Origin of the sequence: Arthrobacter pascens, assembly GCF_030816475.1 — a bacterium.
GTDB lineage: Bacteria > Actinomycetota > Actinomycetes > Actinomycetales > Micrococcaceae > Arthrobacter > Arthrobacter pascens_B.
In genome coordinates, this window is record NZ_JAUSXF010000001.1 from 3251755 (window position 1) to 3267146 (window position 15392).

12 protein-coding genes are annotated in these 15392 nt (G+C 60.9%); 6 read left to right on the forward strand and 6 right to left on the reverse strand.

The window, feature by feature from the left end; translation table 11 throughout:
• Window positions 1–171: 171 nt before the first annotated feature.
• The 3 genes from QFZ40_RS14850 to QFZ40_RS14860 all read right to left on the reverse strand — a co-directional run bounded on the left by QFZ40_RS14850 (window position 172) and on the right by QFZ40_RS14860 (window position 4681).
• A complete protein-coding gene (locus QFZ40_RS14850; protein WP_306905346.1) occupies window positions 172–1014 on the reverse strand; it encodes a sulfite exporter TauE/SafE family protein in 843 nt (280 codons plus the stop codon).
• Window positions 1015–1315: 301 nt separating this feature from the next.
• Window positions 1316–2506, reverse strand: a complete 1191-nt coding sequence (locus tag QFZ40_RS14855) for an McrC family protein (protein ID WP_306905347.1) — start codon at window positions 2504–2506, stop codon at window positions 1316–1318.
• Between the two features lie 3 nt (window positions 2507–2509).
• A complete protein-coding gene (locus QFZ40_RS14860) occupies window positions 2510–4681 on the reverse strand; it encodes an AAA family ATPase (protein ID WP_306905348.1) in 2172 nt (723 codons plus the stop codon).
• Between the two features lie 152 nt (window positions 4682–4833).
• On the opposite strand from QFZ40_RS14860, the gene QFZ40_RS14865 reads away from it, so the two are divergent.
• The 4 genes from QFZ40_RS14865 to QFZ40_RS14880 all read left to right on the forward strand — a co-directional run bounded on the left by QFZ40_RS14865 (window position 4834) and on the right by QFZ40_RS14880 (window position 11631).
• Window positions 4834–5232, forward strand: a complete 399-nt coding sequence (locus tag QFZ40_RS14865; protein WP_306905349.1) for an ATP-binding domain-containing protein — start codon at window positions 4834–4836, stop codon at window positions 5230–5232.
• Between the two features lie 77 nt (window positions 5233–5309).
• A complete protein-coding gene (locus QFZ40_RS14870) occupies window positions 5310–5450 on the forward strand; it encodes a hypothetical protein (protein ID WP_306905350.1) in 141 nt (46 codons plus the stop codon).
• Window positions 5451–5506: 56 nt separating this feature from the next.
• The gene (locus QFZ40_RS14875; protein ID WP_306905351.1) at window positions 5507–8335 is read left to right on the forward strand and encodes a PD-(D/E)XK nuclease family protein; all 2829 of its coding nucleotides are present in this window, start codon (window positions 5507–5509) and stop codon (window positions 8333–8335) included.
• Entirely contained in the window at window positions 8332–11631 is a 3300-nt protein-coding gene (locus tag QFZ40_RS14880) for a UvrD-helicase domain-containing protein (protein WP_306905352.1), read from the forward strand. The genes QFZ40_RS14875 and QFZ40_RS14880 overlap by 4 nt, the downstream gene beginning before the upstream one ends.
• A 123-nt stretch (window positions 11632–11754) precedes the next feature.
• Here QFZ40_RS14880 and QFZ40_RS14885 read toward each other — a convergent pair whose 3' ends face one another.
• Both QFZ40_RS14885 and QFZ40_RS14890 read right to left on the reverse strand, forming a co-directional pair.
• Complete coding sequence (locus QFZ40_RS14885) at window positions 11755–11949, reverse strand: hypothetical protein (protein ID WP_306905353.1); 195 nt, start codon at window positions 11947–11949, stop codon at window positions 11755–11757.
• Window positions 11950–11961: 12 nt separating this feature from the next.
• Window positions 11962–12207, reverse strand: a complete 246-nt coding sequence (locus QFZ40_RS14890) for a hypothetical protein (protein ID WP_306905354.1) — start codon at window positions 12205–12207, stop codon at window positions 11962–11964.
• Window positions 12208–12709: 502 nt separating this feature from the next.
• Between QFZ40_RS14890 and QFZ40_RS14895 the strand changes: the two genes are divergently transcribed.
• On the forward strand, window positions 12710–13627 hold the full coding sequence (locus QFZ40_RS14895; RefSeq protein ID WP_306905355.1) for an endonuclease NucS domain-containing protein: 918 nt from the start codon (window positions 12710–12712) through the stop codon (window positions 13625–13627).
• Between the two features lie 262 nt (window positions 13628–13889).
• A complete protein-coding gene (locus QFZ40_RS14900) occupies window positions 13890–14078 on the forward strand; it encodes a response regulator transcription factor (protein WP_306905356.1) in 189 nt (62 codons plus the stop codon).
• Window positions 14079–14189: 111 nt separating this feature from the next.
• On the opposite strand, the gene QFZ40_RS14905 is transcribed toward QFZ40_RS14900, so the two are convergent.
• On the reverse strand, window positions 14190–15326 hold the full coding sequence (locus QFZ40_RS14905; RefSeq protein WP_306905357.1) for an epoxide hydrolase family protein: 1137 nt from the start codon (window positions 15324–15326) through the stop codon (window positions 14190–14192).
• Window positions 15327–15392: the final 66 nt, after the last annotated feature.

Below are 15392 nucleotides of genomic sequence, written 5' to 3' on the forward strand. Positions count from 1 at the left end.
GTTGGCAACGCCGACCTGGGGTTTTGCCAGGTGCATTGAGACGGATCCGGGGCCAGCCGTCTCACTTGAGTTGGCAATTCCGTACTTGTGTCGCGGACTGCGCCGGCCGTGCTGAAATTCTCATGGCCTGATTCTTGGCGATGTCCGGACTGGCTGTCTGCCCGGCGTAGGTTAGGGCGACGGGCTGTTGTTAGTCGTGGTTCCAGACTTTGATCGATGACAGAAGCAGGAGCAGGACCAACAGGGGGATGAGGACCAGGTTTGGGACGACTCCCAGGAGTAGGCCGCCGAGTACGGTTCCGTGATGGAGCCGAGCGTCATGGTGATGAGGAAGGGCTTGCTTTGCCCGAGCACGGCGAAGCTCTTGTCTCTGCTGAAGCGGGCGAACGGGACGAGCATGGTGGGCAGTGACACGACCAGGGAGAGGCTTCCGGCGATCTTGATGTCGGTTCCGTAGAGCAGCACGATCGTGGGGATCAGCAGCTCCCCGCCGGCGACTCCCATCCGAGCAGCGACCACTCCGATGAGGATCCCGGCTGCGACGCCGAGCACCGTGCGGGAAGCGGGGTCCATTGTGAGGGGCTCGACCGCGAAGAAGTGCGTGACGAAAAGCAGCACCGCGATCAGGACGAGCAGGACCGCGATGACGCGGAAGAGCGTTTTCGACTTCAGCCGGGTGGCCCAGTGGGCGCCGATCCAGGCGCCGAGGAGGCTGCCGGCGAGCAGGTTCAGCACGATGTACCAATGAGGGGATAACTCGCAGAGCGGGACGGCGAAGAGCCTCGCGGGCAGGGCCGTGATGACGACGATCAGGCTCATGGCCTTGTTCATGATGATGGCCTGCAGCGCGGCAAAGCCGAACAGCCCGATCAGCAGGGGAAGCCGGAACTCGGCGCCGCCCAGGCCGATCATGCCGCCCAGGACACCGATGATCGCTCCCGCGAGGAAGACCAGCGGGAAGGATTGTTGTCGTGCCTGTCCTGGTGTCAATAGCGGCAAGGCGGTGCTCTTCATACCGGCCAAATTATTAGCAGCACAAGTGCGGCCGGATGGTGCGGCGTTTGTGACTGGGTGCGTGACTGCTTGCCGGTGTGGGTTATGTGCCCCAGATTGTCCACGCCCGGCTGAGTGTTTGGCTGGGGCTGGTTGCCACCTTAAGTGAGACGGGGATCAGAAACCGTAGGTTGCAAGTGAGTTGAGATTCTTGCCAACAAGACTGAGAGGTGACACTGAGCCGGAGTCTCACGCTACGCAAGCACTAGCTGGACTCTGCCAGGACAGCGCTTATCGGTGAAAAGGTAGGGGCAGCCGCATGTCACTGTGCTGTGACATCGGCGTGTTCCAGGACCTTCGCAGCCAAGCGTTCGATTTGGCCCAAGAGCTCGTGCGGCTGCGCCTCAAGATCCAATGAATGAGTGAAAATACGAACGTCCGCCCGACGTATGTCATGAAACGTCTCCTCGCATTCACCTTTCGCGTAAACAAGGTGGCCAGCGCGCATGTTGAACCTCGTGCAATATGCGAGCATCTGATAAAGGTCGGCGTTCGGAAACCGCTTGTTCTTCTCGGCCTTGTACTTTGCATCCAGGACAGCCAAAACGTTCTGGTCGTCGCGCCAAACGATGTCAGGGCGCAGTGGCACCACTCCGCCAACGTCCAAGTGCTTTCCCCGGTATTGCAGGTCCACACTCCCACCGTGGGACACCATGGCTTCGCGGAGTGCTACGGACACGAAGTCCTCGAAAACCTCCCACATATCGAAAAGGAATGACCTCGCAGTAACCTTCCCTGCATGCTGTTCCAGAGACCCATGTTTAAGGATGATCTCAGCCAAGACGACGGCCGGAGCGTAGTGGGCGTTGAGCCGGGTAAACCGGATGCCCGGAAACACCGTAGGGTCAGCGACGAGAGTCACTCCGTCGAACTTCTGCAGCAGCTTGCGCAATGACTGCCTGTCGGTTTCTGCCAGGCGCGGGACGGTCAGCAGTTTGCGCGCTGCCGCCACCAGCATTTGGTTCTCAGCGATGTCGACGGTGTAGTCGTCGTATGTCACCTCCGCTGGCAAGGGAAGTCCGGCCCGCAGTCCAATCTGTGCCGGAATATTAAGTCTGCCCCGAATCATGGGCTCAGATTCCTGCACCGTCTTGTAATCCTGAAACAGACCTTGGACGGTTGCCTTCTTAACCTGACGGATGAAGGAGCTAACGATGCTGCTGACCAGATGCTCATCGGCTGAAAGCGCTACATCATCATCGCGCCAGTACTTCGGCGAACGCGAGTAACCCATCAGGAAGAACAAGCGTGGGATCGGCAGCTTGGGTCGAATGTATAGCTCGTGCTCACCTACTGAGACCACGCCAACTTTCGAGACGGAAGAGACAGTCCACAGTCCTTCCCCTTCCGGCAGCGCTGTGGCAATGTCCAGACTGTTTAGGGCTCGTCCGATGGTGTCCGGCAGCGCCAAAGTCCGGCTGACGGCCGCTTCACGGATTTCGAACGCTGGCACCGTCTATTCCCTCTCCCCGTCTGCCGGACCATCGCTGTTCAAGTCTTCAGCCGGAGTTCGGTTCTGCACAGCGAGCTCCGCCCTCAACGTGTCCAGACGGTACTGCTTCAGCACGTCCTTCCCCTCGCCATAGTGGTGCTCTTCTAGCAGCGGCAGGATCTCCGATTCCCAGATCCTGGTGAGGACATCCTGCGTGATCCCTCCAACCTTGGGCATGAGATAGGACGGGCCAATGCTGAAGGAGGCGTCATTGATCTTCTTGTTGAGTTGCTGGAGCAGCAGGGCTGGTTCTTGGCCGAGGTCATTGCTCTTGTGCGCAAGAAGCCATCCGCTGAGGACCTCGGATACCGGACGCTGCGCCGGATGCAGCTCCCGGAATGCGAATCGACGGCGCATGGCCGCGTCCATCAGAGCGATAGAACGGTCTGAGGTGTTCATGGTTCCGATGATGAAGAGGTTGTCAGGCAGTTCGAATGTCTCTTCACTGTACTGAAGGTTGATTTTCCGGTGTCGGTATTCGAGCAGGAAGTAGAGCTCGCCGAAGATCTTCGCCAGATTTCCGCGGTTGATCTCGTCGATGACCAGTACAAAGTTTCGGTGCTGGGCTTTGTTCGCCTTGTCGACGATTCGTCGCAGAGGTCCATCTTTGAGTTCGTAGCTCAGGGCTCCGTTTACAGTAACGGGCCGATATCCCTGAAAGAAGTCTTCATAGGAATAGCTCGGGTGAAACTGCACAAGTTCTGCCTCGTCACGGGCGATATGTTCGGCCAGTGCGAGGCCAATAAACGTCTTACCCGTCCCCGGCGGGCCGAACAAGATCAGTTGCCGCTTGTTCTTAAGAAGGTCCAACGCCTCCTGCAGCCACTTTTCCTCGATGTAGACCCGACCACTCAGCGCCGCGTTAGCGGCAGGGAACGGTTCGCGTTCGATCCCCGGAGCCAGCTGTCCGGCGTCCGTCGATGTGTCGCCGTCCACCGACTCCGGTTGCTCCGTTGGACGAGGAGCGCTCTTCTCCCAAAGGTGTTTGTGCTGTTCGTCGTAAAAATCCACGTGGGTGCCAGTCTCCTGCTGTAGGCGGAGGCCAATACTGAACAGATCACGGTCCACGTCCCCTGTCGAGTCAGCATCGCTGGTGATAAAGGTATTTCGGATCAGGCCCTTATCCTGGTCGGAGAAGCAATCTATGAATGATTCCGGGTGGACCATGTACAACAGCGCGTTTCTTTGGGTCGGGAAGCTTCGTCCCCTGACACTGAAGACGAATGACTTCCAAGCCCACGGGTCCGATAGGACTTGCTGCTGCACTTCGATCGGGGATTGCAAGTAAGCCTCGACGACGGAAAGCAGAAGGGCCATCGCTTGGAATGTGTTGCTGAGCATCGCTTGGCCGGGGTGGACGACGCCGGTCTTGAGTCCGCTGAGGACCTGGTCCGGGATCATGGCCGGCTCGTCCATGGTCTGGAGAATTGCGGAAATTCGCTCCTTCTTCTTGCCGAAGCCGATGGCCCCCTCATAAATAGGCAGAACCTGCCACGTCACAAGCTCGGCCATCAACAGCCGAGCCTCATCGGCGGCCTCGGCCAACTGCAGCCTTAGTTTGTCGACAAAGGTGCCCTCTCCTGCGTCCGGAGCTTCGATAAATCGGGTTCTTAGTTCAGAGATTGCGGGGACGGTCCAGACATCGCGGTCCGGATCGAATACCGAAGACCCTTCGCGGAGGCCCCTCTGCACGAAAAGTCCGGTCGTGGCGCGGAAAACGTCCTCTTGTGGGCGTCGTGAAACGAGGACCGTTCGGAGTTGCTCTGCGCGGTTAGCCTTTCGACGTGCCGTCTGTGCGGCGAACAGCTTTGACATCTGGCCGAAAAGTTCGTCAGCGCTTGGATAGTCCTCCAGAGCTTTCTGGCCCTCCGGAGTTATTCGCCAGATGCCGTGGGTCTTTGTAATCCAGCCCGCCGCCACTAGGTTGATGGAGTCGAAGGACAAGTTTGCGCTCCCGCGCACGAGACCGCTTGCATTGGTGGTGGCCTCAGCCGGGCTCAGCGGCACGCGCTCAACGGCGAGCTGAAACACGCCATCGGGGTCCTTCGAATTGGCGACGCCCTCTGGGTGTTCTGACAGGATCTCCAGAACTGCCCTAATGCGTTTGCGGCGGTTTGGTCCGGTGCTTTCGGTCATATCGGTGCTCGCCAACCTCTCGGGAAACGGCAAAAAGCAGAAGCGCAGACGGTTCCTAGACTGTAACTCCAGACTAACGATGCAAGAGCTCGCAGGTATAGAGAATCTCCTCGAAGGCCCGGCGGGCTGCCGGGCAGCGTACAGCTACACCGATGTCCCCTTTGAGTGGCGGCAGCAGCTTCATGGTGACCCGCTGGGCCAACAGCCAGATCGCCCTCCTCACTACCAAGGACAGGCACCCGATACATCAGCATTTTTTTGAGCGTGGCGCAACCGAAGAGTACTGGCGCGAGTTCCACACAGGCGAATCCGAATTCTACGGCCACGTGCTCGGCATCAAAGGACTGGAACGGTCCGTTGTGGTGCTGTGCGTCAACGGGTTCAAGGACATGGACCGGGCGGCCGAACAGCTCTATGTGGGGCTGTCCCGGGCAAGGAGGCTGCTCGTGGTCGTTGGCGATTCAGGGCTGCTGGAGGAAGCGGGCGGCCCGGACCTCAAGGTCGCGTTGTCACGGACGCAGGCATGGAAGCCGGTGCTGGAAACCGGCTAGGAACTGCTTTTCACGTTTATTGTCAGCGCCTCGGCATAGTCTTTAATCACTAGATTAAGAACCAGCGGGATCCTGTGGTGAAGCGTGCGGACAACGTGGTCGGCACGACGCGCGTCGTCATCACTGTCACGCCTCCCGACTACGGCATCACGAGCTTTGACCGTTTGCTTGCCGCCGCCGCAGAGGCTGGCGGGGACAGCGGCGCAGGAACTTCATAGCAATTCTGTCAGTACCCGTTGCTATGTTGAGTAAAACGTCAGGATGAGGGAACAGCATGATGCGCACTACGTCTTCGTCAGTGAGCGATGCCTTGTCAGAGCTGGCCCGGATGATCGGCCAGGCCCAGGCTTCGGATCCGCTTTCACCCGTCACCATCTTGGTGCCGTCCCATGGAGCTGGCCTGGACGTCACTCGGTTCCTCGGCAGGACGCTCAACTCTGGGGCGGGCAGTGCAGGCATAAAAGCCTTCACGTTGAAGGACCTGGCAACAGAACTCATCGCCGCGGACCCCGCAGTCACCGGAAGAAGTCCGCTCCCTGCGGTCTTGAGGCTGGGAGCCGTCAGTAAAGTTTTGATCGATGATCCCGGGGTCTTCAGGGATGTTGCCGCGCAACCCGCCACCGCCCGAGCCATAGCAAAGACAGCCGTCATGCTCGACGCCCTTCCAGACTCAACGCAGCCAGCCCTGCCAGAACTCATGCGAGAAGTTCTCCGCATACATGGGAAGGCCAGCGAATCACTGCGCTCCCGCTGGTACACCGACCATGAGGCCTTCACTCTCGCAGGCCGCAGGCTGGGAACCGCCACCGTGACGAGACAGCTGGGCACGGTCATTGGCTTCATGCTGGGAACTCAGATGCGTCCCTCCGAGACTGCCTACCGGCAACGCCTCGAAGAGGCCGGCATGCATAGCATTGCTGGGTCCCGAACGCCGGACGAGAACACCACGCTCATGACGGCCTCCGACGCCGATGACGAAGTCCGCGCCGTCGTCCGGCTTGTCGTTGAAAGGCTGGCAGGAGGCACGCCCGGCCACCGCATCGGTATTTTCCATTCAGTCTCCCAACCCTACGCCGCGCTGCTGACCCAGCGGCTTAGCCAGGCCGGAGTAACGTTTGTAGGTCCGGCAGCGCACCGGCTCATGGACTCGCCGCTCGCGCGTGGCCTGCTTCAACTATTGAAACTGGACCCACAGCATCCGGACGCTCGCGCCATTCTAAATATCCTCGCGGAAGGAACGCTGGTCTGGCGCGGGCACCAGCTCCCCAGTAGCAATGTCTGTGAAAGGCTGCACACCAATCCGCCGGCCGAAGACGCCGACGGCGAAGAAGTGTCCGAATACCGGGCCCTCCAACGTGAGGAACTCCAAACTTTTCGGTCCTTCGTTGTCGCGCTTGCCGCCTGCATCGGTGACATCCGCAGTGCTGCTTCATGGAGCGATGCGTCCGCAGGCCTCGCCACACTGGTTGAAGGCTTCCTGGGCCCCCGCACGGCTTCCGAACGGCCCGAAAAGACCGCCGCCCGGGAAGCCCTGGTCCAGATCGTTGGAGACCTCCGCTACCTGGACATCATCGGCCCACCGGCCAGCCCTACGCTCATCCAGAGCGCGATGGAGGAGGGAATAGCCTCAAAGGGCGGTTGGACCGGGAAGAGCGGCACCGGCGTCGTCATCGGCAGCTATGCCGATGCCGTTGCCAGGGACCTAGATTTCCTGTTCCTTGTTGGAGCGGCGGAAGGGTTGGCACCGGCAAGGATTCGGGAGAATCCACTCCTTCCAGATAGCATCCGGGTTATTCTCGGCGGCGGTCTCCCCACTGTCGAGCAGCGGGCAGAAGCCAGCAAGGAACAGTTCTTCGCTGCCCTCGCTTCCGGGTCTGAACGGACCATCACCAGTCCGCGCGGCGATCTGCGCGGATCCGGCAGTTACCAGATTTCCCGGTGGATCACTGCTAAGCCCAACAAGGAACTTCAGTCCTTCGCCCATGGGATCGAGAATGGCGCCCCCACCTCGGCCGCGCTTCCCCCAACGGCGCAGGAATGGCGGCTGCGGCGGATTCTCACCGCCGAGGAGCGACTTTCGGTGCTTCGCGACGACACTTCACTGCAACGTGCATTGGCCGTTGCCCGGGACCGGCGCAATGGTGTTTTCTCCAGATTCAACGGCAACCTCAGCGCACATGCGGGAACCATTGTTGACCCAGGGAAAGCACTGTCTCCCACCGGGCTTGAGGACTGGGTGACAAGTCCGTTCAGCTACTTCCTGAAGCATGTCCTCAAAGTGAACATCCTTGAAGACGTCGAATTGGAGGTGCAGATCTCGCCACAGGAGCGAGGCATCCTGGTTCACAAAGTGCTCGAAGACTACGTCCGCAGCATCACAAAAGACGGCCTGCCAGCATCGTCGAGTCGCCTTAGGGAACTTGCCGATGCGGCCTTTGGGGAATTTGCCAACCCCTCTTGGCTGAGCCACGTCTGGGAGCGGAACCAGGCAATGATCCGCCAAGACCTGCAACGGGTATTCGAAGTGGATCACGCAAAGTCGGCTGACGGTTGGAGTTACCTGGCGGAGGAGGCAAGCTTTGGCCCTGAGGGGACCGACAGCTACCCGCCCGTCGAGCTGGTCCTTGACGACGGCACCGTGGTTCGGTTCCGCGGGAAGGTGGACAGAATAGACCAGCATTCGGATGGCAGCGTCAGGGTGATCGACTACAAGACCGGCAAGGCCGAGAAATACAAGCCGCTAAAAGACCATCCCACCGCGGAGGGCACCCGTTACCAGCTTCCGGTCTACGGTCTGTTCGCGCGAACGCTCGCCGCCCCGGGATCAGCCGTCGAAGCCGAGTATTGGTTCATCTCGAAGGCAGGCGACTTCGCGAGAATCGGCTACATCGTGACCGACGATGTGATCGAGCAGCTTCGTATGGACGCGGGCCTCATCATTTCTGCGTTGCGGGACGGGATCTTCCCCCCTCGGCCCGAGTCTGACCGCTATGTCAACTTCACCACCATAACGGGGGCCTCGGAGCTTGGCCAGCAGTGGCTGAAACTTCAGAACGCCCAAGAACTTCAGCCCTATGCCCGGCTCCTGAAGGCAGAGAAATGAAACCCGAAATCATGGATCTCACAGACCACGCTGACAGGACCCTTATCGAGGAAGAGCTCGAAGGCAACATCTTCGTCGAAGCAGGCGCGGGCAGCGGCAAAACCCGCGAACTTGTCGAACGAATCTGCGCAATGGTCGATGCCGGCGTGGAACTGAAGAGCGTGGCTGCCATCACCTTTACGGAAAAGGCAGCAGGTGAGCTTAGGGAACGAGTTCGCCGACGGTTAGCCGAGAGAAGCAGTACGGAACGGCGGCGGCAGGCTCTGAACCAGCTGGACACCGCTCCCATCGGAACGATCCACTCCTTCGCCGCACGCATTATCAGCGAGCATCCAATCGAGGCAGGCGTTCCTCCCCTCATCACTGTCGTGGACGAGCTGCGGTCGCAGATTGCTTTCACCCGCCGGTGGGAAGCGGCCCGTCAGAAGCTCTTCACAGACCCGTCCATAGACAACGCCCTGCGGATCCTTCTGGCCGTTGGCGTTTCCCTGGACCATCTGCAGAATGTTGCCGCCGACTTGGACGCGAACTGGGACCGGCTGGAAAGCCACCCACCCCAAAGGCGGCCTATTCCGGCCGTGGACCTCGGTCCGCTCCTGCGTCAGACGGAGGAGGTCCTCGCACGTGCTGATCACTGCGCAGATCCCGCCGATAAGTTGCTCACAGCCTTCGAACACATCAAGAGCTGGCATGGTCGCCTGGCGGAGGCAGCAACCGAGGAACTCGGAATGGTCCTCGAGCTCCTGCACGCTGTTCCCCAGAAGGGCTTCTCCGTCGGGAAACAAATCAATTGGTCAGGCAACGTCACGATCGTCCAGGAATCATGCAAGGACCTGGCTGAACAGGCGATCGCCTTGCGAAACAGCTTCGTGGAACCCGCGGTCCAGACGGTCACCGCCGCCATGGCCGAGGTGCTGGTCGAGGCGGCGCGCGAACGCCAGCGCAGTGGAGAGCTTGAATACCATGATCTCCTCATCCACGCCCGCGATCTCCTGGTCGGTGAGGGCAAACGGGCCGTGCATCGTGCCCTCCACGATCGATACCGCTACATCATGCTGGACGAATTCCAGGACACAGATCCGATCCAGGCCGAATTGGCCACCCGAATTTCAACCACTGACGTTTGCGGACCCGACGGATGGGAGCAGCTGCAGATTCCGCCCGGCAGGCTGTTCACGGTCGGCGACCCCAAGCAGTCGATCTACCGCTTCCGCAGGGCCGATATTGCTACCTACCTCGCAGCGCAGCGGCGCTTTTCCTCTGACGCGGCGTCCCGGATTGCTTCCCTCGAGACCAACTTCCGGTCCACAGGAAAGCTCCTCGAGTGGATCAACGGCACGTTCGAGGAGCTGATCGTGCCAAGCGGAACCATTCAGCCTGAATACCAGGCACTCACGCCCGATCCTCTGCGCCCTGAGTGGCGCGATGAGCATGGTCCCGCAGTTTCAGTCATCGGTCGCGCGGGGGCCCAGCCTGGCGAGTCAGGAAGGGTGTCAGCAGATGACATGCGCCGGCAGGAAGCGACCGATGTTGCCGCTGCGATCAGGATCGCGACGGGAACTGCTGGCCCGCCAGCATGGCAAAAACAAATCAAGCGATCCGATAGGTTCGAGAACAATGCAGTTGAGCTTAAGGACATCTGCATCCTGATCCCAACCCGCACATCGCTGGCCGCGATGGAGGATGCCCTTGACGACGCCGGCATCGAATACCGCGCCGAAGCATCTTCTCTGGTGTACTCCACACAGGAAGTCACCGACCTGCTCCTCGCGTTGAGGGCCATCTCCAACACCGCCAACGAAGCCGCGCTTGTGCTGACCCTGCGGTCAACGCTGTTCGGTTGCGGAGATGATGAACTCTTCGAGTGGAAGCGGGCCGGCGGCCGATGGAACATGTTCGCCCCTGCACCGGAAGGGCTCAAGGACTCCACGGTTGCGCAATCCCTTCGCTACCTTGCCGCCCTGTGTAGCGATATCGAGGTTCTGACCCCAGCTGAGATCATGGAGGGCGTTGTTACTGACCGGCGCATGCTGGAGGCAGCAGTTGATGCCCCGCGTTACCGGGACGTCTGGCGCAGGCTCCGATTTGTCATCGACCAGGCCAGGGCCTGGACGGAGGCGACCCATGGCGGGCTGCGTGATTACCTTGTTTGGGCCAGTGTGCAGCAGGAAGAAAACTCCCGGGTCAAAGAAGCGGTGGTGCCGGAAACTGATGTCCAGGCAGTGCGGATCATGACCATCCATGCTTCGAAGGGGTTGGAATTTCCCATGGTGATTCTGGCCGGCACCGGATCCGCCCCCAACAATCAGAAGGCCGCAGCTCTCTGGGATCAGGACTCGCAACTGCAGGTCCACTTCATCCGCGACATACGGTCGGCCGGATACAACGCCGCCGAGACAACCGAAGCGCAGTTTGCCGACGCCGAACGGCGCCGCCTGCTCTACGTTGCCTGCACCCGGGCGGAGAGCCACCTGATCGTCTCCTACTACGTGAATGCCAAAAACAGCCTCGGCCAATTCCTCAGGGATGCAGCCGACGCGGGTTCAGCACCTGACCTGAATATTCCTGACGAACTCCCAGAACCGGTCAAAGTGCCCCGGGAGGTTCGGTCAGTCGAGCCGTTCGACGTTTGGCAGCGAAGCCGCGAGACCTGGCAGGCGAACTCCGCGATCATCTCATCCACCTCGGTGACCACCATCGCCAAGGGCGCCGGAAACGGAAGGACCGGCGAGTTTCCACGAGACGACGCGGTGCGTTTTGTAGGTGCAGAAGAGGACGGCGGACTGCCGTCGTTCGCAGCGCCGGCTGGCGAGCACGGCAAGGAGTTCGGTACCGCCCTGCACCGGTTGCTTGAGCTGAGTGACTTGCGGGAGACAGAGGCGCTCGATGTGCTCGCCGAGAGCCTCGCCAGCCCATCAGGACTCGTGGATCCAGCTGGCCTCGCAGAACGCGCCCGGTCCGCGCTGAGGAGTACACCCGTTCAGCGTGCGGCGGAGCGGGAGCATTGGCTTGAGCTGCCCGTCGTCACGTCTGCCGGCGGCATAACACTTGAGGGCATCATCGACCTGATGTACCGGGACGACGATGGGACGCTGGTTATCGCCGATTTCAAAACGGACATCAGTGTCACGCAGGAGACCTTGGAATCGTACTGGCGCCAGCTATCCACCTACGCCCGAATGGTGGAGCGCATCACCGAGCAGACGGTAAGTGAGCTGGTGCTGATTTTCTGCAGGGCTGGGGAGGCCGAGGTCCGGCGACAGTCACGGGCGAGCCAGACCAACGGCGATTCTTAGCCTGATGGTGCCGGCTGCCGGGAAGTTCGTGCTGAAGCGATCGACAAACATCAAGCCTGGAATCCCGGAAGCTGCCCCAGCGCTATCCGCACGTCTGTTCCTTCCCTCGGCCCGGTAACCAAACTACAAGCTGACCAGCCTCAGGCGGCCTCGACCGTTGCCTTTTCTGTTACCGTCATCTCCGGCGGCGCCGCCTTGAAGCCGCGGGTGATCAGGGCCAGGACCACCCACGCCCAGCACCAGCCAGGAGACTCCCAGCGTAATGGCGTTGCTGACCAGCTGGGAGAGCAGGTAGGCGCAGATGGTGGCACCGATCACCGGGACCACCACTTAGGTCACCGGGTTCAGCCGGTGCCCGGCCCGGCGCTGGCGCACGTAGTGGAACACCACTGAGGCGTTCACCAGCTTGAAGGCGATGAAGGCACCGAAGTTGATGAACGACGTCGGCGTGGCCACGTCCAGGAAGATCGCGATCAGGCCGATGATGCCGGAGATGACGAGGTTCACCACCGGGGTGTGGAACTTCTCGCTGAGTTTGCCAAAGACGGCCTTGGACAGGACGGAGTCGCGGCTCATCGCGTACATCAGGCGGGAGTCGCTGGCCTGCGCGGCGAGGCCGGAGGGTCCCGCCCCGATTAAACGGGCAGTTCTGCAGTCGCTGAACTGGGACCAGAGTCAGTTGAGGTTTTCGGTCGCGCCTCCTAACGTGCTCGACGGCGGCAAGGTCCAGCTTCGCGGTGAGCAGCACCCAGGGCGTCGCCGCCGGCCTCGGCGAGAGTGTTGCCCTCCGGTCGACGATGATGCTCAGGACCTTGCCGGTGGCACCGCCGCAGTTGGCGCTGACCACTAAGACCTGGTCACGATGGCGCTGGCCTTGGCGGGCACCAGCTCCTGCCGGGGTCCGGCCTCGTGGTTTTGCCCACGCTGAGGATGAACTTAGCGGCCATGACCCGAGGGAAGCTCTTGACGCTGGCGAAGTGACCACCCCTCGCGCACAAATTCCCGGCTCTTCCCTATCCTTAGTGTTCCAACGCCCATAGCATCAAGAAGGGTTTCGAATTGAACGAATAGGGAGAAGATGACCGATTACTGGATTGTCCGGCAAGGCCGCGGCGGGATGCACACGGAGGAGATGGTCCAGTCCGGATACCTCGGCGTGGACTTCATCGGCGATTACGACATCCGCTCCCATCTGGGCAACGGCTCTAGGGCCTTCCATACCGCCATGAACAACGTCTTTCTTCGCCTGAACCCGGATAAATCCAAAGTAGCCGCGGGGCTGGCCATGGGAAATTTATGGGCAGCCTGTGAAGGTATAAAAGTCGGCGACGTTGTACTCGCCCCGAAACCGGACAGAACATATGCTTTCGGAACCGTCACAAGCGGGTATGAATACTCCCCCGGACAGATATTGCCACACCGAAGGAGGGTTGACTGGAAAGGCACCTTCGGTAGGGATGCCATGAGCCCGGAACTGGCCAACTCCGCCGGGTCCCTAATGACGGTTTTCTCCTTATCCCCATACGCCACGGAACTCGCCCAACTCACGCATTTGGCGGAACCTGCGGTAGTTGCCCTGGCGTCTGAAGTGGAGGAGCAGCTGGCGTTCCAGATGGAGAAGCAGCTTGAAGATTTTCTGGTGCACAACTGGCGCAACACAGAATTGGGCCGCGACTACGACATTTATGAAGAGGACGGTGAGGTGAAGGGCCAGCAGTATCCCTCCGATACCGGCCCGATGGATATTCTTGCTGTCAGCAAGGACAGAAAGCGCCTGTTGGTGGTCGAACTCAAACGCGAACGTGCCAGCGATGCCGTGGTGGGCCAGATTCAACGTTACATGGGCTATGTGCAGGAAGAACTGCTGGAACCAGGGCAAACCGTGGAGGGCGTGATTATCGCCCGGGGAGACGACCTACGCATACGCCGGGCCCTGACAATGACCCGTAATATCCGGTTCATGAAGTATCGCGTCGAATTTCACCTTGAAACCTAAACGCCAGCATCTGAGAATGACAGCGTCCGGCCGCGGGCCGCTCACTGAGCGGAAAGCAACTTGATGGCCCTCCAAATTGAACGAATTGGTTGCGGCATCGCACAACTGCGTAACCCGCAACGCTGCCCGATGCAGCTGCCAGGCTTCGGCAGGAAGTTTCAGCCGGCCGGATCAGCCCCGAGGCTGCGGACGCCGTGCTCGTCGCGGCCGGCCCGCAGCCCCACCGCCGGCCTGCCCCTCCGGCCAGGCTCACCCCAGGGAAGTGGAAATCCTCGGCATGCTGTGCCGCGGAATGACTCCGGCCGAGATAGCCGCCAGCCTGTTTCTCGCCCGCAAGACCGTCCGCAACCACGTGGAGCACATCAATACTAAGATCGGTGCAACCAACTGGGTGGGTGCGACACTGTTCGCGGTAAGGAACGGCCTGACCGAGCACGGGACCGGGCTGTGAACCCTTCCACCGCTCCGGCGACGCCGGCTGCCACCCCAGGTTCTACCGTCGAACTGGTTAAAGCAGAGGCGACCATGGAAGTGAGCCACGGGAACCCGGGCATCCGCAACATCAGAGCGTCTGCAGGAACGCGGTGATGTCGTTGGCGAGGAGTTCGGGTTCCTCGTGGGGAGCGAAATGTCCGCCCCGGGGCATCCTTGTGTACCGGGTGACTTGATATGACCGGTTGGCCCAGCTGCGGGGCGGCTGTGCGAGGTCGAACGGGAACAGGGCGACCGCCGTCGGGACCCGCACCTTTTCCACACGCGTGGTGAAGCCGGCTGCGAACTCGTAATACGGGCGGAACGACGTGCCGATGGAGTTCGTGAACCAGTACACGGATGCCAGGGTGGCCAGGTAGTCATCGCTGAACCGGGAGGAAACGTCCCCTCCGCAGTCGCTCCAGGCCCGGTGCTTTTCGAGGATCCAGGACAACAGGCCTGCCGGCGAGTCCGAGAGTGCGGGAGCGAGGGTGAGCGGACGGGTTTGCTGCTGATGCTGGTACGCACCCTCTGCTGCCACCCAGGCGTTCACGCGCTCCAAATGTTCTTGTTCTTCGGGGCTGACCGTCGCAGGGTCAAGATGGAGCGGCGCAGCAACTGCGAGGAGATGGATGCCGATGACCGCTTCGGGATGGGCCTGCGCCAGGCGTGACGTTATTCCTGCACCCAGGTCGCCGCCGTGTGCCGCGTACCGGTCAAAACCGAGGTGCTCAGTCATCAGCCGGTGCCAGAGCTCGTGTGTCTGCTCGTGCAGGGACGGACGTTGCGGGGAGAACGGCAGGCCCGGCAGGGCCGGAACGATCACCGTGACAGCATTCCCGGGACTGCCACCGAACCGCGACGGCGCCGCCAACCGCTCGGCAAGGGCCACCAGCTCGAGCGCGGTGCTTGGCCATCCGTTGGTGAGTATTACCGGCACGCCGCCCGGCCTTTCCGGGTCGAACCGAAGGTAGGCGAGGGCTGCGCCGTCGATCTGGGCCATATTCCAGGGCAACGATTCGATGCGGCGCCGTTGCGCTTCCCAGTCGAAGTCCTCCGCCCAGTAGGAGACCAGCCGACGCAGCTCTCCTTGGTCAGTGCCGGCGTCCCAGCCCGTCACAGGCCACGGGGCAGGCCACCGCGTCTCACGCAGCCGGCGCCGGAGATCACTCACGTCTTCGTTGGACGGATGCAGGGCGGCGAGGGGCGAACGGGACATAGCGCTCATTTCAATGATGCATACAGGGTGAGGTTGAACGAAGTATCGCAGCATGTGATCCTTCATTCTCCTTTG